This is a genomic window from Szabonella alba (assembly GCF_016765775.1).
GTDB classification, from domain to species: Bacteria; Pseudomonadota; Alphaproteobacteria; order Rhodobacterales; family Rhodobacteraceae; genus Szabonella; species Szabonella alba.
Genome location: NZ_JAESVN010000001.1, coordinates 306,579 through 326,689, shown reverse-complemented (window position 1 = coordinate 326,689; position 20,111 = coordinate 306,579). Strand labels below are relative to the sequence as shown.

The 20,111-nt window shown below is 65.7% G+C and carries 19 protein-coding genes; 12 read left to right on the top strand and 7 right to left on the bottom strand.

Features of this window, described 5'->3' with window-relative positions; all coding sequences use genetic code 11:
* The first annotated feature begins 2 nt into the window (after window positions 1-2).
* From JL811_RS01525 to JL811_RS01500, 6 genes are all read left to right on the top strand, one after another.
* Window positions 3-1,121, top strand: a complete 1,119-nt coding sequence (locus JL811_RS01525) for an SPFH domain-containing protein (RefSeq protein WP_202686477.1) — start codon at window positions 3-5, stop codon at window positions 1,119-1,121.
* Between the two features lie 4 nt (window positions 1,122-1,125).
* A complete protein-coding gene (locus tag JL811_RS01520; protein WP_202686475.1) occupies window positions 1,126-2,226 on the top strand; it encodes a TFIIB-type zinc ribbon-containing protein in 1,101 nt (366 codons plus the stop codon).
* A gap of 174 nt (window positions 2,227-2,400) precedes the next feature.
* Window positions 2,401-3,378, top strand: a complete 978-nt coding sequence (locus JL811_RS01515) for a phosphoribosylaminoimidazolesuccinocarboxamide synthase (RefSeq protein WP_202686473.1) — start codon at window positions 2,401-2,403, stop codon at window positions 3,376-3,378.
* Between the two features lie 67 nt (window positions 3,379-3,445).
* On the top strand, window positions 3,446-4,366 hold the full coding sequence (locus JL811_RS01510; RefSeq protein ID WP_202687154.1) for a carbohydrate kinase family protein: 921 nt from the start codon (window positions 3,446-3,448) through the stop codon (window positions 4,364-4,366).
* Window positions 4,363-4,821 carry a D-aminoacyl-tRNA deacylase gene (gene dtd / locus JL811_RS01505; protein WP_202686471.1) on the top strand — a complete coding sequence of 153 codons (459 nt, stop codon included), beginning with the start codon at window positions 4,363-4,365 and terminating at the stop codon, window positions 4,819-4,821. The genes JL811_RS01510 and dtd overlap by 4 nt, the downstream gene beginning before the upstream one ends.
* A 212-nt stretch (window positions 4,822-5,033) precedes the next feature.
* Window positions 5,034-5,240, top strand: a complete 207-nt coding sequence (locus tag JL811_RS01500; protein WP_202686468.1) for a cold-shock protein — start codon at window positions 5,034-5,036, stop codon at window positions 5,238-5,240.
* A 405-nt stretch (window positions 5,241-5,645) separates the two neighbouring features.
* Here JL811_RS01500 and JL811_RS01495 read toward each other — a convergent pair whose 3' ends face one another.
* The 5 genes from JL811_RS01495 to galE form a co-directional block, all read right to left on the bottom strand.
* Window positions 5,646-6,614 (bottom strand): GGDEF domain-containing protein, encoded by a 969-nt coding sequence (locus JL811_RS01495; protein ID WP_202687153.1) that lies wholly within the window; start codon window positions 6,612-6,614, stop codon window positions 5,646-5,648.
* Between the two features lie 63 nt (window positions 6,615-6,677).
* Window positions 6,678-7,265, bottom strand: coding sequence for a heme NO-binding domain-containing protein (locus tag JL811_RS01490; protein ID WP_202686465.1), 588 nt, complete (start codon window positions 7,263-7,265; stop codon window positions 6,678-6,680).
* A 109-nt stretch (window positions 7,266-7,374) separates the two neighbouring features.
* Window positions 7,375-8,265 carry a DMT family transporter gene (locus JL811_RS01485; protein WP_273542477.1) on the bottom strand — a complete coding sequence of 297 codons (891 nt, stop codon included), beginning with the start codon at window positions 8,263-8,265 and terminating at the stop codon, window positions 7,375-7,377.
* 34 nt (window positions 8,266-8,299) lie between these two features.
* Window positions 8,300-9,304: an NAD-dependent epimerase/dehydratase family protein gene (locus JL811_RS01480; protein ID WP_202686462.1), complete on the bottom strand. Its 1,005-nt coding sequence runs from the start codon at window positions 9,302-9,304 to the stop codon at window positions 8,300-8,302.
* Between the two features lies 1 nt (window position 9,305).
* On the bottom strand, window positions 9,306-10,301 hold the full coding sequence (galE, locus tag JL811_RS01475) for a UDP-glucose 4-epimerase GalE (RefSeq protein ID WP_202686459.1): 996 nt from the start codon (window positions 10,299-10,301) through the stop codon (window positions 9,306-9,308).
* 213 nt (window positions 10,302-10,514) lie between these two features.
* On the opposite strand from galE, the gene JL811_RS01470 reads away from it, so the two are divergent.
* Together JL811_RS01470 and JL811_RS01465 are read left to right on the top strand one after the other, a co-directional pair.
* Window positions 10,515-11,492 carry a KpsF/GutQ family sugar-phosphate isomerase gene (locus tag JL811_RS01470; RefSeq protein WP_202686457.1) on the top strand — a complete coding sequence of 326 codons (978 nt, stop codon included), beginning with the start codon at window positions 10,515-10,517 and terminating at the stop codon, window positions 11,490-11,492.
* Between the two features lie 10 nt (window positions 11,493-11,502).
* A complete protein-coding gene (locus JL811_RS01465; protein ID WP_202686454.1) occupies window positions 11,503-12,291 on the top strand; it encodes a 3-deoxy-manno-octulosonate cytidylyltransferase in 789 nt (262 codons plus the stop codon).
* 110 nt (window positions 12,292-12,401) lie between these two features.
* Here JL811_RS01465 and JL811_RS01460 read toward each other — a convergent pair whose 3' ends face one another.
* On the bottom strand, window positions 12,402-13,025 hold the full coding sequence (locus tag JL811_RS01460; RefSeq protein ID WP_237684722.1) for a LysE/ArgO family amino acid transporter: 624 nt from the start codon (window positions 13,023-13,025) through the stop codon (window positions 12,402-12,404).
* 85 nt (window positions 13,026-13,110) lie between these two features.
* Here JL811_RS01460 and JL811_RS01455 point away from each other — a divergent pair, with 85 nt between their 5' ends.
* Window positions 13,111-13,992 (top strand): LysR family transcriptional regulator ArgP, encoded by an 882-nt coding sequence (locus tag JL811_RS01455; RefSeq protein WP_202686448.1) that lies wholly within the window; start codon window positions 13,111-13,113, stop codon window positions 13,990-13,992.
* Window positions 13,993-14,012: 20 nt separating this feature from the next.
* On the opposite strand, the gene JL811_RS01450 is transcribed toward JL811_RS01455, so the two are convergent.
* Window positions 14,013-16,433: a ligase-associated DNA damage response DEXH box helicase gene (locus tag JL811_RS01450; protein WP_202687151.1), complete on the bottom strand. Its 2,421-nt coding sequence runs from the start codon at window positions 16,431-16,433 to the stop codon at window positions 14,013-14,015.
* A 123-nt stretch (window positions 16,434-16,556) separates the two neighbouring features.
* Between JL811_RS01450 and JL811_RS01445 the strand changes: the two genes are divergently transcribed.
* From JL811_RS01445 to JL811_RS01435, 3 genes are read left to right on the top strand one after another with little or no spacing between them, the layout of a single operon-like run.
* Window positions 16,557-17,369 (top strand): TIGR00282 family metallophosphoesterase, encoded by an 813-nt coding sequence (locus tag JL811_RS01445; RefSeq protein ID WP_202687150.1) that lies wholly within the window; start codon window positions 16,557-16,559, stop codon window positions 17,367-17,369.
* Window positions 17,366-18,283: a DMT family transporter gene (locus JL811_RS01440; protein WP_237684721.1), complete on the top strand. Its 918-nt coding sequence runs from the start codon at window positions 17,366-17,368 to the stop codon at window positions 18,281-18,283. The genes JL811_RS01445 and JL811_RS01440 overlap by 4 nt, the downstream gene beginning before the upstream one ends.
* A gap of 20 nt (window positions 18,284-18,303) precedes the next feature.
* Entirely contained in the window at window positions 18,304-20,082 is a 1,779-nt protein-coding gene (locus tag JL811_RS01435; protein ID WP_202686445.1) for an SLC13 family permease, read from the top strand.
* Window positions 20,083-20,111 lie beyond the last annotated feature (29 nt).

Sequence of the window (20,111 nt, the reverse complement as noted above, 5' to 3'; positions counted from 1 at the left end):
CCATGGTTTTCGGTTTCATCAAGGGCCAGTTCATCGACGTCATCGAATGGACGGATGACACGCGTGACACGATGGTCTGGCGCTTTCAGCGCCATGGCAACGAAATCAAATACGGTGCCAAACTGACCGTGCGCGAAGGGCAGGCGGCGGTTTTCGTGCATGAGGGGCAGTTGGCCGATGTCTTCGGCCCCGGGCTTTACATGCTTGAAACCAACAACATGCCGGTGATGACCACGCTGCAGCATTGGGATCACGGCTTCAACTCGCCCTTCAAATCCGAGATCTATTTCATCAACACAACGCGGTTCAACGATCTGAAATGGGGCACCAAGAACCCGATCATGACGCGCGATCCCGAATTCGGCCCGGTGCGGATCCGCGCCTTTGGCAGCTATTCGATGCGCGTCTCGGACCCTGCGAAATTCATGGTTGAAATCGTGGGCACCGATGGCGAATTCACCGCCGATGAGATCAGTTTCCAGATCCGCAACGTGATCCTGCAGGAGATGAGCCGCGTTCTGGCCGGATCGACGATTCCGGTGCTGGACATGGCCGCCAATACCGCCGATCTGGGCAAGCTGGTGACCAAGGCCATTGCCCCCACCGTGGCCGAATACGGCCTGACCCTGCCCGAGCTGTATATCGAGAACATCTCCCTCCCCGAAGAGGTGGAAAAGGCGCTGGACAAGCGCACATCGATGGGGATCGTCGGCGATCTGAACCGCTACATGCAGTTCAATGCCGCCGAGGCAATGGCCAATCCCGCTTCGGGCGCAGGCGCCACCATGGCCGCCGGGATGGCGGCAGGCATGGGTCTGGGCATGGCGCAGCAAGTCGGACCATGGGGCGCTGCGCCCGCCGCAGCATCAAATGCGCCGCCGCCCCCTCCGCCCGCGCCCGAAACGCTGTGGCATCTGGCGGTCAATGGCGCGACCGAGGGCCCCTATTCCCGCAGCCATCTGGGCCGGTTGATCACCGAAGGCCGCTTCAGCCGTGACACCCTTGTCTGGACCGCCGGGCAGGATGGCTGGAAACCGGCAGGCGAAATCCGCGACCTTGCGCAACTGTTCACCGTCGCCCCGCCGCCGCCGCCGCCGCCCATGGCCCCGCCGGGCGCCTGACCCGATGGCCGAGGGCGAATATCGCTGGCCCTGCGCGGCCTGCGGCGCGGATCTGCGCTTCAGCCCCGGGGCGGCGGAATTGCGTTGCGATCATTGCGGCCATGTCCAGCCCATCCCTGACGCGCCCCTGCCTGTCCGGACGAAAGCGCTTGGCGAACTGGATCTGGCGCGCGGCCTTGCCCTCGACATTCCCGAAACCGCGATGGAAGAGCCGCGCACCACGCCCTGCCCCTCCTGCGGGGCGCTGGTCGAATTTCAGGGCGCGGATCACGCCGCCGAGTGCCCCTTCTGCGCCACGCCGGTGGTGGTCGGCACCGGCACCAACCGCCAGATCAAGCCACAGGCCGTGCTGCCCTTCCGCCTGACCCAGACCGAGGCCCGGGCCGCGATGACGAAATGGCTGGGGCGGCTCTGGTTCGCGCCGAACGGGCTGGTGGATTATGCCCGCAAGGGGCGCGCGCTGTCGGGGCTTTATGTGCCCTTCTGGACCTTTGATGCCGCGACCCGCTCGCGCTACAGCGGTCAGCGCGGAACGTATTACTATGAGACCCGGACGGTCACGGTGCAGGTCGATGGCAAGACGCAGCAGCGGCAGGAACAGGTGCGAAAAACCCGCTGGCAATCCGTGACGGGCCGCGTCGCCCGCGCCTTTGACGATATTCTGGTGCTGGCTTCGCGCAGCCTGCAGCGCGGCTATACCGACGGGCTGCAACCCTGGGACCTGACCGCGCTGGAACCCTACCGCGCCGATTACCTAGCCGGGTTCACCGCCGAAGGCTACACCGTCGCGCTGGCCGAGGGGCATGGGATGGCCCAACAGATCATGGCGCAGGTGATCCACGGCGATGTGCGCCTCGATATTGGCGGGGATGAACAGCGCGTCACCTCTGTCGCGACCGATTACAGCGCCGAGACCTTCAAGCATGTGCTGCTGCCGGTCTGGATGGCGGCCTATAAGTACAACGGCAAGACCTATCGTTTCGTGGTGAACGGCCAGACCGGCAAGGTGCAGGGCGAACGGCCCTGGTCGGTCTGGAAGATCGCCCTTGCCGTGCTGGTCCTTGTCGCCCTCATTGCCGGCGTGGTCCTTGCCAGCGAAATGTGATCGCGGGCTTCCTGCCCTTTCATCATGGCCCAAATGCCTCGGGGGGTGAGGGGCCACCGGCCCCGAGGGTGGCAGCGCCCCCTCGGCCCACAGGGGCCACGGGTCCGCCCCAGAGCCGCCGGATTGACTCTGCCCCGGCAAGGCGGGATAGATCCCCAACCGCCGGAGGCCCCCATGATCGACCTGACCCGAACGCTTGCCCATGCGCGTATCGACGAGTTGCCCAATCCCTATTTCGGCAAGGTGCGCGACTGCTATGACCTGCCCGACCGGGGGCAAGGCGCGCAGCGCATCCTGATCTCGTCGGACCGGATTTCGGCCTTTGACCGCATCCTTGCCGCCATTCCCTGCAAGGGGCAGGTCCTGACCCAGACCGCGCGGTTCTGGTTCGACCACACCGCCGATATCTGCCCCAACCATGTCATCGCCTATCCCGATCCGAATGTGGTGATCGGGCGGCATGTCACGATTCTCCCGGTTGAGGTGGTCGTGCGCGGCTATCTGGCGGGCACGACCGGCACCTCGATCCTGACGCTGTATCGCAAGGGCGCGCGGGACATGTATGGCCATCGCCTGCCCGAGGGGCTGCGCGACAATCAGGCCCTGCCCGCCCCGATCATCACCCCGACATCGAAAGCCTTCGATGGCGGCCATGATGAACCGCTGACCCCCGATCAGATCACCGCATCGGGGCTGCTGACCCCGGCACAATGGGCCCGCGTGTCCGAAATCGCGCTGGCGCTGTTCGAACGCGGGCAGCGCATGGCCGCCGAACGCGGGCTGATCCTTGTCGATACGAAATATGAATTCGGCACCGATGCTGCGGGCACTATCCTTCTGGCCGATGAGGTCCATACCCCCGACAGTTCACGCTACTGGCTGGCCGAGGGCTATGAGGCGGCGTTCGAGGCCGGAACCCGCCCGCCCAGTTTCGACAAGGATGTGATCCGGTCATGGGTCGCGGCGCGCTGTGACCCCTATCATGATCCGATCCCCGAAATTCCTGCCGAAATGATCGCGCAGACCGCACAGGTCTATATTGACGCCTACACGCGCATCACCGGCCAGAGTTTCGTGCCCGACCTGTCCGGGGCCTCGGTTCTGGACCGGGTGCGCAGCAATCTTGCGCCCTGGTTCACGCGCGGCGCTTAATCCATGTTTGCGCTAACACCGCGTTCCGGTTTATGATCGCGACAAGGTGACCAAGGGGGAGGCCGGAATGATCCTGTGCTGTGGCGAGGCCCTGATCGACATGCTGCCGCGCAGCACAGACAGGGGTGAGGCCGCCTTTGCCCCCCATGCCGGTGGGGCGGTGTTCAACACGGCCATCGCACTGGGGCGGCTTGGGGTGCCCACGGGGTTTTTCTGGGGGCTTTCAACCGATCTTTTCGGGGAAATGCTGACCGATGTGCTGCGGGCCTCGAATGTCGACAGCGGCCTTGCCGCGCGGTCGGCCCGGCCCACGACGCTGGCCTTTGTCAGGCTGGTCGAAGGACAGGCCAGCTATGCCTTTTACGACGAAAACACCGCCGGGCGGCTGTTGTCAGAGGCCGATCTGCCCGATCTGCCCGAGGATGTGCAGGCGCTGTTCTTTGGCGGGATCAGCCTTGTGAATGACCCCGCCGCCAGTGCCTGCGCCGCGCTGCAGGCGCGCGCCTCGGCCAGCCGCGTGACCATGCTCGACCCCAATATCCGCCCCGGATTCATCACCGATATCCCGGCCTATCGCGCCCGGATCGACGCGATGATCGCCCGGGCCGACATCGTGAAGCTGTCGGATGAGGATCTGCACTGGCTGCGCGGGCCCGGGGATGTCGGCACGCTGGCCCGGGCGATGGTGGCCGAGGGGCCCCGACTGGTTTTCATCACTGAAGGGGCCGCAGGCGCACGCGCCGTCACCGCAACGCAGGACCGTTTCGTGGCCGCAACCCGCGTCACTGTGGCCGATACGGTCGGGGCGGGCGACACGTTCAATGCGGGCGCGCTGGCCGCCCTGCATCGGGTGGGCGTTCTGACCAAACCCGCACTGGCAGACCTGTCCGATGCAACGCTGGACGCGGCGCTGCAGCTTGGCACCCGTGCTGCCGCCGTCACCGTCTCACGCCCCGGCGCGAACCCGCCATGGGCGCATGAAATATGAGGGCACTGGTCCAGCGCGTCACCCGCGCCCGTGTCACCGTCGAAGGGCAGATCACAGGCGAAATCGGTGAGGGGCTGCTGATCCTTGTCTGCGCGATGCAGGGCGATACCGAGGCCGAGGCGCTGGCGCTGGCTGCACGGATCGCCAAGCTGCGCATCTTCCGCGATGCGGCGGGCAAGATGAACCGCGCGCTGACGGAAACGGGGGGTGCGGCGCTGGTGGTCAGCCAGTTCACCCTTGCCGCCGATACGTCACGCGGCAACCGGCCCGGGTTTTCTGCCGCCGCCCCGCCCGATCAGGGGCGCGCCCTCTATGAACGCTTCACCCTTGCGCTGGCCGATCTGGGCATCCCCACCGCGCAGGGCGTTTTCGGGGCCGATATGGCGGTGGAACTGGTCAATTCCGGCCCCGTGACGATCTGGCTGGACACGCAGGACCGGGCCGCGACTGGCTGAACCTTGGCCCGTCCTGTGGCGCGCGCAGCTGCACCTTGGTGCAGGGTCCTGAGATTCACCTTGCCTTTCCGTGGCAGAAAGCCGATAGTGCGCTCTGCGACGTTATCTCTATCGACCCCTGTCTACGGCTTTCGGCTACGGCACTCGATGACAAGTTGACGATGCCGGGCCACCGCAGTTCCGTGGGTGGCGACAAGACAGGAGATCTCACGATGGCCAAGGGCACCGTGAAATGGTTCAACGAAACTAAAGGCTACGGCTTCATTGCACCCGAAGGCGGCCGCAAGGACGTGTTCGTGCACATCACCGCGCTGGAGCGTGCCGGTCTGCGCAGCCTCGCCGATGGTCAGGCTGTGACCTTCGACATCGAAGCTGGCCGCGACGGACGTGAATCCGCGACCAATCTCGCCATCGCCTGATTTCAGGCGTCGGGGATTTTCCCCGGGCGATTGCGAATAAGCGAAAGGCGGGCCATGGCCCGCCTTTTTGCGTTTGACAGATCCGATTTTCGGGCCCCGGCGCGGCGGTCAGGCACCAGCCCACTCAGCCAGTGGCCAGGTCAGGCAGGGGCGCATCGCAGGTTCGAAATCCGCGCCGCGCGGGACCACCAAGGCCGGCACCCGCAATTCGATTAAGGCGACGCTTTGCAGCGGGAAATCCTGCATCCTGCAAGGAGAATGGCGCGAGGAGGAAGGCGTGTATCACCACCTCCAGCCCAGTCACCACAATGCGCCGCTTCCAGACCGTCAAAGGCGTCGGCCCTGACGACGGTCAGGCTGCGCTTGCGACCATCGGCCTCGGGACGGTCCAGCGTGACGGCAGGTCTAGTTCAGACAGGGGTCACCGTCACCACGGGGCGCGGGGTGGTGCAGTTGCGCCCGGCCCCGTCCGGCCTTCTTTGAGGCGTAAAGCGCCTGATCGGCATCATCCAGCATCCGCTCCGGGTCGGGCGGGTCGTAATCGGTTGAGATGGAAATGCCGATACTTGCGGAAATCATGCAGGAATGATCCTCAAAACTGATCGGCAGGCTCAGCCGCGCCACGATCCGGTCGGCGATGCGCGACAGTCGCCCGGGATCGGCCAGATCTTTGAAAACGATAACGAATTCATCGCCACCAACCCGGGCCACGGTATCCATCTTGCGGGTTTCCGACATCAGGGCCTGCCCGACCTCCCGCAGCACATGGTCGCCTGCGGCATGGCCGTAAGTGTCGTTCACCGCCTTGAAATAATCGAGATCAATATGCATCAGCCCGAAGGACTGCCCTTCGGCGATCACGCGGTCCAATGTCATGTCCAGCGCGCGGCGGTTGCGCAGCCCGGTCAGCGTATCGGTCAGCGCCTGTTCCTCGGCCGCGTCCCGCGCGCCCTGCAGCCGCAGGTTCAACTGCCGCAATTCATCGGTAACGGCGGCTTTCGCTTCCATAAGGTAAAGCAGTTCCATCGCCAGATCGGTCACCGCGAAATCCGCATCCGTCAGCCGGTAATGCGCGACCGCCTCGACCACGCCGATGCCGAAGGACAGGTTGAGCAGCATCCCCCCCCCTGCCCCGGCAAGGGGCAGCGCAACCCCGCGCAATGACAGACCATCCGTCTGCAGCGGCAGCATGATCAGCCGCGCCCCCGCCACCCGGGCCAGATCCGCAGGGCCGGAAATGCCCACGGGGCGGCGGATCTCGAATGTGGCGAAGAAATCCAGCCCGATCAGACCGTTCTTTCCGTAAAGCCGGGCGATGGTCGGGCCTGCCGAAAGGATTGTGCCCCCGGCGGACAGGTACAGATGCATCGGCATCAGGCGGTCCAGCGCCGCCCTGCCCAGCCCGACAGTCAGATCGTCTTCGTCCCGTGCCACGCCCTACCCCGTCCGGAATGCCAGATCGAAGGCCCGCCCTTCGGCAAAGCCGGTCTCCAGCAATTCGATGCCGATATCCTCACAATCGCCCGCAGCGCCCAGATAGTCCAGCAGTGCCAGCGCCCCGTAATCATCTGCCATGGCGCGCAGCAGTCCTATCATCACATAACCCGTGCCCGGCAGGTCCGACCGGCAGCGCAGCCGATATCTGCCCGCCTCCCGCGCGGTCAGCACCAGGTCGGGCAGTGCAAGATCGGGCAGCGCCAGTCGGCCACGTCCCGGAAGATCCTCAAGCGAATGCAGAAACTCCTCAAAATCGCTGCCACCGAAACGCAGCAGCCGCCGCAGCGCCTCCAGCTGCGGGTTGGAGACGAGATAGGTCCCCATATCCTCAAGCAAGGCATCGCGGGGGCGTCCCATCACCCGCGATGCCGCAGTGATAAGCGCCTCGGTCGTCCCGGGCGGATAGAGAAGCATCGGTTCGAAATTCTCGACCCCGATCCGCGATTCGCGCGCGATATCGCGCCAGCGGCCCGCGCCGAACGTATCACGCAGATAGCACTGGACCGCCCTGTTGATGAGGCCATGCATCGCCAGATCTCCCTCGTCTGGGCCGGATCATGCCGCCGATGCCTTAACAAAGACCGAAGATGCCCCTGCAGGTCGCGGATTGCTGCGCGGAGGGCCGATCAGGCCCGCATCACAACTGTCCGGCCCCCGGCGCAGGTGTCACGCGACGGCGCAGGCGGTGTTCGCGCCATGCCATATAGCTGACCGAGGCGATAATGACGCCGCCGCCAAGGATGACAAAGCCGTCCACGCCTTCGGAAAAGACCAGCGCCCCCAGCAGCGTCGCCCAGACCAGTTGCAGAAAGACCACCGGCTGGGTCACGGCCATTGGGGCTGCAGCGAAGGCGCGTGTCATGCAGTAATGGCCCGCCGTGGCGAAAAGGGCGACAAAGGCCAGCAGGACAAGCTGCCCCCATGTCACCGGAACCCAGACCGCAAGGGCAAAGGGCGCCAGTCCAAGCGTCACCAGCCCCGACAGCACCGCGACCACCGCCCCCGCATCCAGCACCTGCGTCAGACGCTTGGCGAACAGATAGGAACCCGCGAAACAGAAGGCCGCGCCGATCTGGGCGAAATGGCCCTCGCCGATCTCGCGGAACCCGGGCCGCAACACGATCAGCGCGCCCAGGATCGCGACACCGATGGCCAGAATCCGCCGCAGCGCCAGACCCTCGCCGAACATCAGCGCCGCCCCGACCGTCACCAGAACGGGATTGAGAAAGCCGATGGCCGTGACCTCGGCCACCGGCAGGCGCGCCATCGCATAGAACCACAGCACAACCGCGCCCGTATGGATCAGCCCGCGCCCCAGGTTGAGTTTCCAGACCTGCGCAGGCATCCCCGCACGCAGCACCGTCCAAAGCGCGGGCAGCAGGAACACGACCCCCCAGGCAAAGCGCAGAAAGGCCGATTGCACCGCAGGCAGATCCGTTCCCAGCCAGCGCACCGAGCCGGTCACGCCCACAAAGGCCAGCCCCGAGCCCAGCATCCACAGGATGCCAATCAAGGGCCGGGCGGCCATGGGGGACAGGCCCGGAAGGGCTGCACCGGGCCTGTCAGTTGCCGCCATGATCACGATACCAGTCGACGAAACGGGCCACGCCCTCACGGTAATCCGTGGCGGGCCGATAGCCGGTCAGCCGCTGCAGCAAGGACGCATCCGCCCATGTCGCGGGCACATCGCCCGCCTGCATCGGCAGATAGTTGCGCCGCGCCTTCAGACCGAGTGTCTCCTCGATGGCCTCGATGAAATCCAGAAGCCGCACCTTGTCGGAATTGCCGATATTGACGACGCGCCAGGGGGCGACGGGCGACAGGCTGTCACCTTCGGGCACCGGCCCCTCGGGCCGGACCGGAACTGTATCCATCAACAACCGGATCCCGCGCACCAGATCGGTTACATAGGTGAAGTCGCGATACATTTCGCCCTGATTGTAGATGTCGATCGGCTCCCCCGCGCGCATCGCCTTCACGAATTTGAATAGCGCCATGTCAGGGCGGCCCCAGGGGCCATAGACGGTGAAGAAACGGAAACAGGTGGTCGGCAACCCGTGGATATGGGCAAAGGCATGGCTCATCGCCTCACCGGCCTTCTTGGTTGCGGCATAGAAGGACATCGGCGTATCGGCCTTGTCGGTCTCGGCATAGGGCATGGTTTCATTCGCGCCATAGACCGAAGAGGTCGAGGCCAGCATCAGATGCCGCACCCCGATCCTCCGCGCCGCCTCCATCACCGTGAAGGTGCCGGTGATATTGCTGTCGAGATAGGCGCGCGGATTGTCTATGGAATAGCGCACCCCCGCCTGGGCGGCCAGATGCACGATGATCTCGGGCGCGAAGTCATCGGCGACACGATCGAACAGGGCCTGATCCTCCAGCATCCCCTCAACCGCGCGAAAGCCCGGCATGCCCTTCAGGATCGCATGGCGGCGCTCCTTCAAACCGACATCGTAATAGTCGGTCATCCCGTCATAGCCCAGAACCTGATGGCCTTCCTCCAGCATCAGCCGCGCCAGATGAAAGCCGATGAACCCGGCCGTTCCGGTAATCAATACCCGCATGTCACACTCCAAAACCACCCTTGCGATGCCAGGTCCAGGCATCGGAAATCATCTGCGCCATGGTTGACCGTCCGGGCTGCCAGCCCAGTTCGGCCATGGCCCGCCTGCTGCCGCAGACCAGCCGCACGGCATCGCCCTCGCGCCTTGCCCCCTCGATCATGGGCACCTCGCGATTGGTCACCGCGCGCGAGGCGTCGATCACCTCCCGCACGGAAAAGCCCTTGCCCGTTCCCAGGCAGAACACCCGGCTGTCCTTTCCGGCCTCAAGCCAGCGCAGGCCCAGAACATGCGCATCGACCAGATCCATCACATGCACATAATCGCGGATGCAGGTGCCGTCGGGCGTGGGGTAATCCGTGCCATGCAGGGTCAGCGCGGGCCGAAGCCCCTCGATGGCCTGCAGCATCAGCGGCACCAGATGGGTCTCGGGCTGATGCCATTCGCCAACCTCGGCCTCGGGATCCGCCCCTGCCACATTGAAATAGCGAAAGATCACCGAACGCAGCCCCCGGCTGGCCCCGAAATCGCGCAGCATGTCCTCAATCGCGCGTTTCGAGGCGCCATAGGCATTGATCGGGGCCTGTGGTGTGTCCTCATCCACATCGACCCCGTCCTGATCGCCATAGGTGGCACAGGTCGAGGAAAACACCATATCGCGGCAGCCCGCCGCCAGTGCCGCCTCAACCAGTGTCAGCGAGCCCGCGACATTGACGCGCCAGTAGCGGCCCGGATCGCGCATCGCCTCACCGACCTGACTGAGGGCGGCGAAATGCATCACCGCCGCAGGCTGCCAGCGCGAAAACACCTCATCCAGACGGGCGCGGTCCTGCACATCGCCCTGTTCGAACGGGCCAAAGCGGACCGCCTCACGCCAGCCGGTTTCCAGATTGTCATAGGTAACGGGGACATAGCCCGCCCGGGCCAGAACCTTGCAGGCATGGGCGCCGATATATCCCGCCCCGCCCGTCACCAGTATGGCCCGCCCCGATCCGTTCATCCCGCTGCCTCTGTTCTGGCTTCCTGTCGCCTTGCAAACTGTCCCGCGCGGGGCAAAGTTGCAATCCCCCGCGCCGCGCCCCATGTCGACGCCCTGACCTGCTCCCCATCCGGGCCGCGCTTGCATCCGCGGCAGCTTCGGGGGAGAAAGCGCAAGGGGCCCCCGGGGTCCGCTGGCAGAACCGAAATCCCATCGCCCGCAAAGGCCCGCCGCATGACCCAGACACCGCCGCCGATCCCCCCCGAGGGCGTGCCCGAGACCGCCGCCCGTGTGCTGCGGATCGAGGCCGAGGCGCTGCTGACACTGGCAGGCGCGCTGCCCGGCGACTTTCCGGCGGTGGTGGAACGTATTCTTGAAACGCCGGGCCGGGTCATCCTGTCGGGCATCGGGAAATCCGGCCATATCGCGCGCAAGATCGCGGCAACGCTTTCCTCCACCGGAACGCCGGCCCATTTCATCCATGCCGGAGAGGCGAGCCATGGTGACCTTGGCGCCATCACCGGGGCCGATCTGGTCATCGCGCTGTCCAATTCGGGCGAGACGACCGAACTGGGCGATCTGATTGCCCATACCCGCCGCTTCGGCATCGTGCTGGTGGCGCTTTGCGGGCGGCCCGGCAGCACGCTGGCCATGGCCGCCGATCTGCGGCTGATCCTGCCCCCCGCCCCCGAGGCCTGTTCGATGGGGCTTGCCCCCACCACCTCGACCACCATGGCGCTGGCGCTTGGCGATGCGCTGGCCGTGGCGCTGATGGAGCGGCGGGGATTCGAGCCGGAGCATTTCCGCACCTTCCATCCCGGCGGGCGGCTGGGGGCAAGACTGGCGCGGGTGGGACAGTTGATGCGCGGCGGTGACGACCTGCCGCTGGTCGCCCGCGATACGCCCATGGCCGAAACGCTGCTGGTCATGACGCAAAAGGGGTTCGGCACCGCAGCCGTGGTGCAGGACGGCCGCCTTGCCGGGGTCATCACCGATGGCGACCTGCGCCGCAACATGACTGGCCTGATGACCCGCACGGCCGGGGAGGTCGCAACCCGCAGCCCGCTGACCGCGCCACCCGAAATGCTGGCCGCCGAGGCGGTGGCGCTGATGAATGCGCGCAAGATCACCCTTCTGGTGGTGACCGACCCCGAGGGCCGCCCGCTGGGCCTTCTGCATATCCATGACTGCCTGCGCGCAGGCGTCCATTGAAGGGATCTCCATGAAAACCGTCATCCTCATTCCTGCCCGCTATGCCTCCTCCCGCTATCCGGGCAAGCCGCTTGTGGGCCTGCGCGGGCCGGACGGGGTGACGAAATCGCTGATCCAGCGCAGCTGGGAGGCCGCGATGCAGGCGCGCGGCATCGACGCCGTGCATGTCGTGACCGATGATGAACGCATCCGCGAAGCATCAGAGGCTTTCGGCGCCTCGGTCATCATGACCTCGGACCAATGCGAAAACGGCACGATGCGCTGCGCCGATGCGGTGACGCGGGCGGGGCTTGATGCCGATCTGATCGTCAATCTGCAGGGCGATGCGCCGCTGACCCCGCCCTGGTTTGTCGAGGCGCTGGTCGATGCAATGCACGACGCGCCCGATTTCCAATGTGCAACCCCGGTGATCCGCTGCGATGCCCATACGGTCGACCATTTCCGCGCCGACCGCCATGCGGGCCGGGTGGGCGGCACCACGGCAGTTTTCGGCCGCGACATGCGCGCGCTTTATTTCTCGAAGGAAGTGATCCCCTACACGCCGGAAAACCACGAATTGCCGATCCCGGTCTTTCATCATGTCGGCATCTACGCCTATCGCCCTTCGGCGCTGGCCGCCTATCAGGGCTGGCAGGCCGGACCACTGGAACGCAATGAAGGGCTGGAGCAGCTGCGTTTTCTGGAAAACGGCGTGCCCATGGCCTGTGTCGAGGTCGAGGCGCGGGGGCGCGTGTTCTGGGAACTCAACAACCCCGTCGACGTGGCCCGGATCGAAGAGGCGCTGGCGCGGATGGGCTGAGCCTCGAAGATTCTGACAGGCCCGATTGTGGCATTCCCCCCCCCGGGGGATATTTTTGGACAGAAAAACGAGGGGGCGGATCGCGCAGTCGGGCGACGACCAGACCCGGGCTAATCCGCGCCCAGTCCGCGCAGCGCAAGGCTGGCGGCAATCGCCCACATCACCAGCCCGACCAGCGCCTCCAGCACGACCCAGGCCCGGGGCCGCGCCATGACCGGGGCCAGCAGCCGCGCACCGTAACCCAGCACGGTAAAGAAACTGGCCGAGGCCAGCATCGCGCCCAGCCCGAAGGCCAGCCCCTGCGGCGCATATTGCGCCGAAACCGCCCCGATCAGCACGACCGTATCCAGATAGACATGCGGATTGGCCCATGTCAGCAAAAGGCAGGTCGCCAGCACTGAAGACAGGTGCGCCGGGGCGCTTTCCGCCGGGCGCAGCGCCTCTCCGCCGCGCAGGGCAGCCCGGAACCGCAGCGCGCCATAGACGGTCAGGAACACCACGCCCAGCCAGAGCATCGCCGACCCGAACCAGGGCAGCGCCGCCGAGATCCGCCCGAACCCGGCAACCCCCGCCGCGATCAGCGCCGCATCCGAGGTCGCGCAGACAAACACCACCCAGCCGATATGTTCACGCCGCAGCCCCTGCCGCAGCACAAAGGCATTCTGCGCCCCGATCGCCGCAATCAGCCCGAGCGCCAGCCCGTATCCCGCCAGTCCTGCCTGCAATGCCGTCATGCCGACCTCCATCCTGCGCCCCGACTTGGCATGGCTGATCTGATGAAGTAAAATAAATTTAAATCAGGCTGATTAAGTTTTCCTAATGCTCGACTATGCCCAGCTTGCAACCCTTGCCGCCGTGCACCGCCGCGGCTCGTTCGAGCATGCCGCCGCGGCGCTGGCCATCACCCCCTCGGCCGTATCGCAGCGCATCAAGGCGCTGGAGGAACGTCTGGGCACGCTGCTGGTCCGGCGCGGTCAGCCATGCCGCGCCACCGAACCGGGGCTGCGCCTGATCCGCCATCTGGAAGAGGTGGCGTTGATGGAGACCGCGCTGGCGCAGGATCTGCCGCTGGCCACCGGGGATCTGCCGGTGCTGCGCATCGCCGTCAATGCCGACAGTCTGGCGACATGGGTTCTGCCCGCGCTGGCAGCGTTTCCCGACATGCTGTTCGATCTGGTGATCGACGATCAGGACCATTCGCAGGATTGGCTGCGGCGGGGTGAGGTCGCGGCGGCGATCACCGGCCATCCCGGCCCGTTGCAGGGCTGCGACACGATCCCGCTGGGGGCGCTGCGCTATCGTGCGACGGCCAGCCCGGACTTCATGGCCCGCTGGATGCCGGGGGGCGCGGATGCCGCGACACTGGCACGGGCACCCGCCATCACCTTTTCCGACAAGGACCGCCTGCAGCGCGACTGGATCTTTGCCCGGACCGGCGCGCGCCTGACCCCACCCACCCATAGGCTGGCCTCAAGTCAGGGCTTTGTCGAGGCGGCCCGGCTGGGCATGGGCTGGGGCATGAATCCCGAAGCACTGATTGCAGATTTGCTGATGCAGGGGGAATTGTGCGACCTTTCTCCCGATCATCCGCTGGATGTGCCGCTTTACTGGCAGGCAACGCGTCTGGGGCGAAGGACGCTTGCGCCGCTGACACGGGCCATCCGGGCCGCCGCAGCGCAGGTGCTGATCGCGCCTGCCTGACTGAGTCACGTGGGCAAAGGTCAAGCCAGCCCCGCCGCCTCCAGCAACCGGCGGGATGCCTCCTGCATCAGACGCTCCCGCCCTGCGCCATCGACCGGAACCTTGCCCGGTTCCAGAAACAGCGGCGCCGCCAGCGGTGTCACCCGGCCCGGCTGGCGCCAGTCGATGCGCCCTTCGGTGCGGGCCAGCATCTGTTCGATCCGCTCGAAATCGACAAGGCCGCGCATCGCCTCATCCCGCGTGATGCGCAGCAGCAGGTGATCAGGGTCATAGCGACGCAAGGTGTCATAAAGGATATCCGAGGAGAATGTCGCCTGCCGCCCCGATTTCCGCCGCCCCTGATGGCTGCGCTCGATCAGCCCGGCAATGATCGCCGAGGCGCGGAAGGTGCGTTTCATCACCGCATTGCCACCCAGCCACTGCTCCAGCCCATCGCGCAGCCGCGCGGCGTCGAGCAATGGTGCCGGATCGTGAACCGGCTCCAGCCCCCAGATCAGCGTCGCATAATCCGTGGCGACAAATCCCAGCGGCGCAAGGCCTTCCTCTTCCATCCGCTTGGTGACCAGCAGACCCAGCGTCTGCTGTGCATTGCGGCCCGCGAACCCGTAAAGGCACAGATGGTCGCGCCCCTCATGCGGGAAGCCTTCGATCAGCAGCCGGCCTGCCTGCGGCAATTGGCTGACCTGCTGTTGAAGGTCCAGCCAACCGGCAGTGGCCGGGGGCAGGCCCGACCAGTCACCCGAGGCGAATAGCGCAAGAATGCGCTCGGTCAGCTTGGTCGAGGTGGCGAATTTCGTGCCGCCGAACACCGCGACCTTCGGATCGCGCCCGGGCTGGCGCGACACTTCCACCACCATCTCGCGCAGGCCCTCATAGCGCACGACCTGTCCGCCGATCAGGAAGGTATCGCCGGGGGTCAGGGTCGCGGCAAAACTTTCCTCGACCTCCCCCAGCGGCGCGCCGCCTGCGCGGTTGCGCATCCGCACCTTCAGGGTTTCCGTGCCGATGATCGTGCCCAGATTCTGCCGGATCACCGCGGCGCTGCGCGGATCGCGCAACTGCCAGCACCCGTCGCGCAGCATCAGCCTTTGCCAGCGGTCATAGGCGCGCAGCGCATAGCCGCCCGTGGCCGCGAAATCGAGACAGGCATCGAAATCGGCGCGGGACAGCGCAGCATAGGGACCGGCCTGACGGACCTCATCATAAAGGGCGGAGGCGTCGAAAGGACCGGCGGCAGCGGTGGCAAGGATATGCTGGCACAGAACGTCCAGCGGGCCAGGTCCGCGTGGTTCACCATCCAGATCACGGGCGCGCACGGCCTCAAGTGCGGCGTGACATTCCACCACCTCAAAGCGGTTCGCGGGCACCAGCAGCGCCTTGGAGGGCGCGTTATAGCGGTGGTTTGCGCGGCCGATCCGCTGCACCAGACGTTTGACGTTCTTGGGCGCGCCGACCTGAATGACCAGATCGACATCGCCCCAGTCGATGCCCAGATCCAGCGTTCCGGTGCAGACCACGGCGCGCAGGGCCCCCGCCGTCATCGCAGCCTCGACCCTTTCGCGCTGGTCGCGCGCAAGCGATCCGTGATGGATCGCGATCGGCAGATTGTCCGAATTCTGCAACCAGACCGCATGAAAAAACAGCTCGGCCTGCGCACGGGTGTTGTGAAAGATCAAGGTCGTGCGATGGCTGCGCACCTGTTCCAGAATCTCGGGGATGGCATGATGCGCCCCGCCCCCGGCCCAGGGCGGCGGGATCGCGGTCGGCAGCATGGCAATGTCGGGCTCTGGCCCGGGATCGGCCATCAGAAGCCCTGCCCCGCCGGGCGCCAGAAAGCGCGCAAGGGCAGGGGGATCCTCAACCGTGGCCGACAGCCCGACCCGGCGCATTCCGGGCGCAAGCCGCTCCAGGCGTGCCAGCCCCAGCATCAGCTGATCGCCCCGCTTGCTTTCGGCCAGCGCATGGATCTCATCGACGATCACCCGTTTGAGGCCTGCAAAGATGCGTGGCGCATCCTGATAGCTCAGCATCAGCGCGAGGCTTTCGGGCGTGGTCAGCAGGATATGCGGCGGATCGGCGCGCTGGCGGCGGCGCTGGTGCTGTCCGGTATCGCCGGTGCGGTCCTCGATCCGGATCGCAAGTCCCGCCCCTTCGACCGGGCTGCGCAGATTGCGCCGGATATCCGCTGTCAGCGCCTTGAGCGGCGAGACATAGAGCGTATGCAGACCGGGTGCAGGCCGCCCGTCGGGGGCCAAGGCCTGTTCTGCCCCCAACTCAGCCAGCGTCGGCAGGAACCCCGCCAGCGTCTTGCCGCCCCCGGTGGGCGCGATCAGCAAGGTCGCCGCATCCGCTGCGCGGTCCAGCATCGCGGTCTGATGCGGATGCAGCCGCCAGCCCCGGGCGGTCATCCAATCGGTCAAAGCGGCGGGCAAAGCGGTCATAGTCGCGAAGATAGTCGCCCCGGGCGTCGCTGCAATGGTCCGTCGCAGGCAGTGCGGCCCCGACAGGCGCGCCACCACGCGATTTTCCTTGCCCTTGGCCGCGCTGCCGCCTATCGAAACGGCATGAAGCTGTTGTTTCTTGGCGATGTTATGGGGCGTTCGGGGCGGTCGGCCCTGACCGAGCGGCTGCCCGCGCTGCGCGCCGAATGGGGGCTCGATTTCGTCGTTGTGAATGGCGAGAATGCCAGTTCCGGCGCGGGCCTGACACCGGCCCATGCCAGGATCCTGCTGGCGGCGGGGGCCGATTGCGTCACATTGGGCGACCATGCCTTCGACCAGAAGGACATGCTGCAATTCATCGAGACCGAACCGCGCATCCTGCGCCCCCTGAACTATGCCAAGGGCGCGCCGGGCAAGGGTGCGCGGCTTTATGAGGCGACACAGGGCCGCAAGGTTCTGGTCACGCAGGTGCTGGGTCAGGTCTTCATGAAACGGCCCTTTGACGATCCGTTTTCCGCCATTGAGCCTGTGCTGAAAGCACATCCCTTGGGCGGGGCGGCGCAGGCGGTGATTGTCGACATGCATTGCGAGGCGACATCGGAAAAAATGGCCATGGGCCATTGGTGCGACGGGCGCGCCAGCCTTGTCGTCGGCACCCATACCCATGTGCCAACCGCCGATGCGCAGATCCTGCAAGGCGGCTGCGCCTATCTGACCGATGCGGGCATGTGCGGCGATTATGACAGCGTGATCGGCATGGAAAAGCTGGAGCCGTTGCGCCGTTTCGTGACCGGCATGCCCAAGGCGCGGTTCGAACCCGCCGCAGGTCCCGCAACGATTTCGGGTGTCTATGTCGAGACCGATGACCGCACCGGGCGCGCCAGCCGGATCGCCATGGTGCGCCTTGGCGGGCGGCTGCAGGAAGCGCGGCCTTGAACCAGCGCGGCCTGTTCGCCATGGTCCTGCTGGTCACCGGCTTTGGCTGGGGGTTGACGCAGCCACTGGGCAAGATTGCGGTCTCGACCGGGCATGGGCATTTCGGCCTGATCTTCTGGCATACCGTGGTCTGCACGGTCGTTCTGGGGTTTCTGGCGCTGGCGCAGGGCCGCCCCCTGCCGATCACCCGGGCCGGGCTGAAATTCGCACTGGTCGTGGCGGTTCTGGGCACCATCGTGCCCAATACCACCTTCTATCTGTCCATCGCGCGCCTGCCCTCGGGCGTCATGTCGATCCTGATTTCGATGGTGCCGCTGCTGTCCTTCCCGATGGCGCTGGCGCTTGGCATGGACCGCTTCAGCGCGCGGCGGGTGATCGGGCTGCTGCTGGGGCTGGGGGCGGTCGCGCTGATCGCGCTGCCGGGGACAAGCCTGCCCGACCCCGCCATGGTGGCCTTTCTGCCGCTGGCGCTAATCGCGCCGCTTTTCTACGCGATGGAAGGCAATTATGTCGCGCTGAAGGGCACGGCGGGTCTGGACGCGGTGCAGGCGATGTTTCTGGCCTCGGTCATCGGCATGGTGATCTCGCTGCCGCTGGCGCTTGGCTCGGGACAGTTCATCTCTCCGGTCCGCAGCTATGGGCTGGCCGAGGCCGCGCTGATCGGCTCGGCCGCGATCCATGCGCTGGCCTATGTCGGTTATGTCTGGCTTGCCGCGCGGGCAGGGGCGGTCTTTGCTGCCCAATGTTCCTACATCGTGACCGCGTCCGGCGTGATCTGGGCCATGATCCTGCTGGGCGAACGGTTTTCGCCCTTCCTTTGGGCGGCAATGGCGGTGATGCTGGCGGGATTGTCGCTGGTCCGGCCCCGCCGGGCCGCATTGACGGGTGCACCGGCCGCCTCGCCGGTCGTTTAAGGGGTGAAAAGAGAGGGGCCATGTTCGGCATTGACCTGAGCGGAACCATGCAGGCCTGGGCGGCCATCGCCATCGTGCTGGCCATGCTGACCCTGTTCGTGCGGGAAACCTTCCCGGTTGAAGTGACGGCCCTGGCCGGGGCGGCAGTCATGCTGATCCTTGGCATCCTGCCGCAGGATGACGCGCTGCGCGTTCTGTCGAATCATGCACCCTGGACGATTGCGGCAATGTTCGTCATCGTGGGCGGGCTGGTGCGCACGGGCGCACTGGACTGGGTGACACAACTCGCCGCCCGCAATGTCGAGGCGCGGCCCGTCATCACCCTGACCGGGCTGACCTTCGCAATCATCTTCATGTCGGCCTTCATGAACAACACCCCCATCGTGGTGGTCATGATCCCGGTCTTCATGCAACTGGCCCGCCAGATGCGGCTGTCGGCCTCCAAGGTCATGATCCCGCTCAGCTATCTTGCGATTTTCGGGGGCACAGTCACGCTGATCGGCACCTCGACCAACCTGCTGGTTGACGGGGTGGTGCGCGCGCAGGGGCTGGAACCGTTCGGGATATTCGAGATCACACCCTTGGGTATCGTACTGTCGCTGATCGGGATTGCCTATCTGTTCCTGTTCGCGCGCCGCGCCCTGCCCGACCGCGACAGCATGGGCATGATTCTGGGCGACCGCTCCAAGATGAAATTCTTCACCGAGGTCGCGATTCCCGACGATTCCGCCCTGATCGGTCGCAAGGTGGATGAGGTGGAACTGTTCCGCCGCGACAGTATGCGGGTGGTGGATGTGCTGCGCGGCGATGCAAGCCTTCGGCGAGACATGGGCTCGGTCGTGCTGGAGCCGGGCGACCGGGTCGTGCTGCGCACACCCATGTCCGAGGTGCTGGCGCTGCAGTCGAACAAGGAATTGCGGCTGGTGGACAAACTGTCCTCGGTGCAGACGACGACCGTCGAGGTGCTGATTACCCCGGGCTGCCGGATGGTCGGGCGATCCCTTGGGTCGATGCGCCTGCGGCGGCGCTATGGCGTCTATCCGCTGGCCGTGCACCGGCGCAACCAGAACATCGGGCGGCAACTGGATGATCTGGTGGTGCAGGTCGGTGACACACTGCTGCTGGAAGGCGCGGGGGCGGATATCCAGCGGCTGTCGGTCGATATGGATATGGTCGATATCTCGGCCCCGTCCGAACGCGCCTATCGGCGCGGCCATGCGCCCATCGTGATCGGGGTTCTGGTCGCGGTGGTCGGACTTTCCGCGCTCAATCTCGCGCCGATCGTGATCCTGTCATTGCTGGGCGTCGCGGTCATTCTGGTCACGCGCTGCATCGACGCGGATGAGGCATTCGGATTCATCGAGGGGCGGCTGCTGGCGATGATCTTTGCCATGCTGGCGGTCGGCACCGGGCTGGACCATTCCGGCGCGGTGCAACTGATCGTCAATGCGATTGCCCCCTCTCTTGCCGGACTGCCGCCATGGGTCATGATTTTTGCGGTCTACAGCCTGGCCTCGATCCTGACCGAGCTTGTGTCCAACAATGCCGTGGCCGTGATCCTGACCCCCATCGCCATCGGGCTGGGCCTGTCACTGGGTGTCGATCCGCGCCCCCTGATCGTGGCGGTGATGTTCGGGGCCTCGGCCAGTTTCTCGACCCCCATCGGATACCAGACCAATACGCTGGTCTACGGGCCGGGCGGATACCGCTTTACCGATTTCCTGCGCATCGGGGTGCCGCTGAACATTCTGCTAATGGTGGTGATGAGCCTGCTGATCCCGTTCTTTTTCCCGTTCTGAAGGGCAGCCCACGCCTTGCGGGAAGGGCT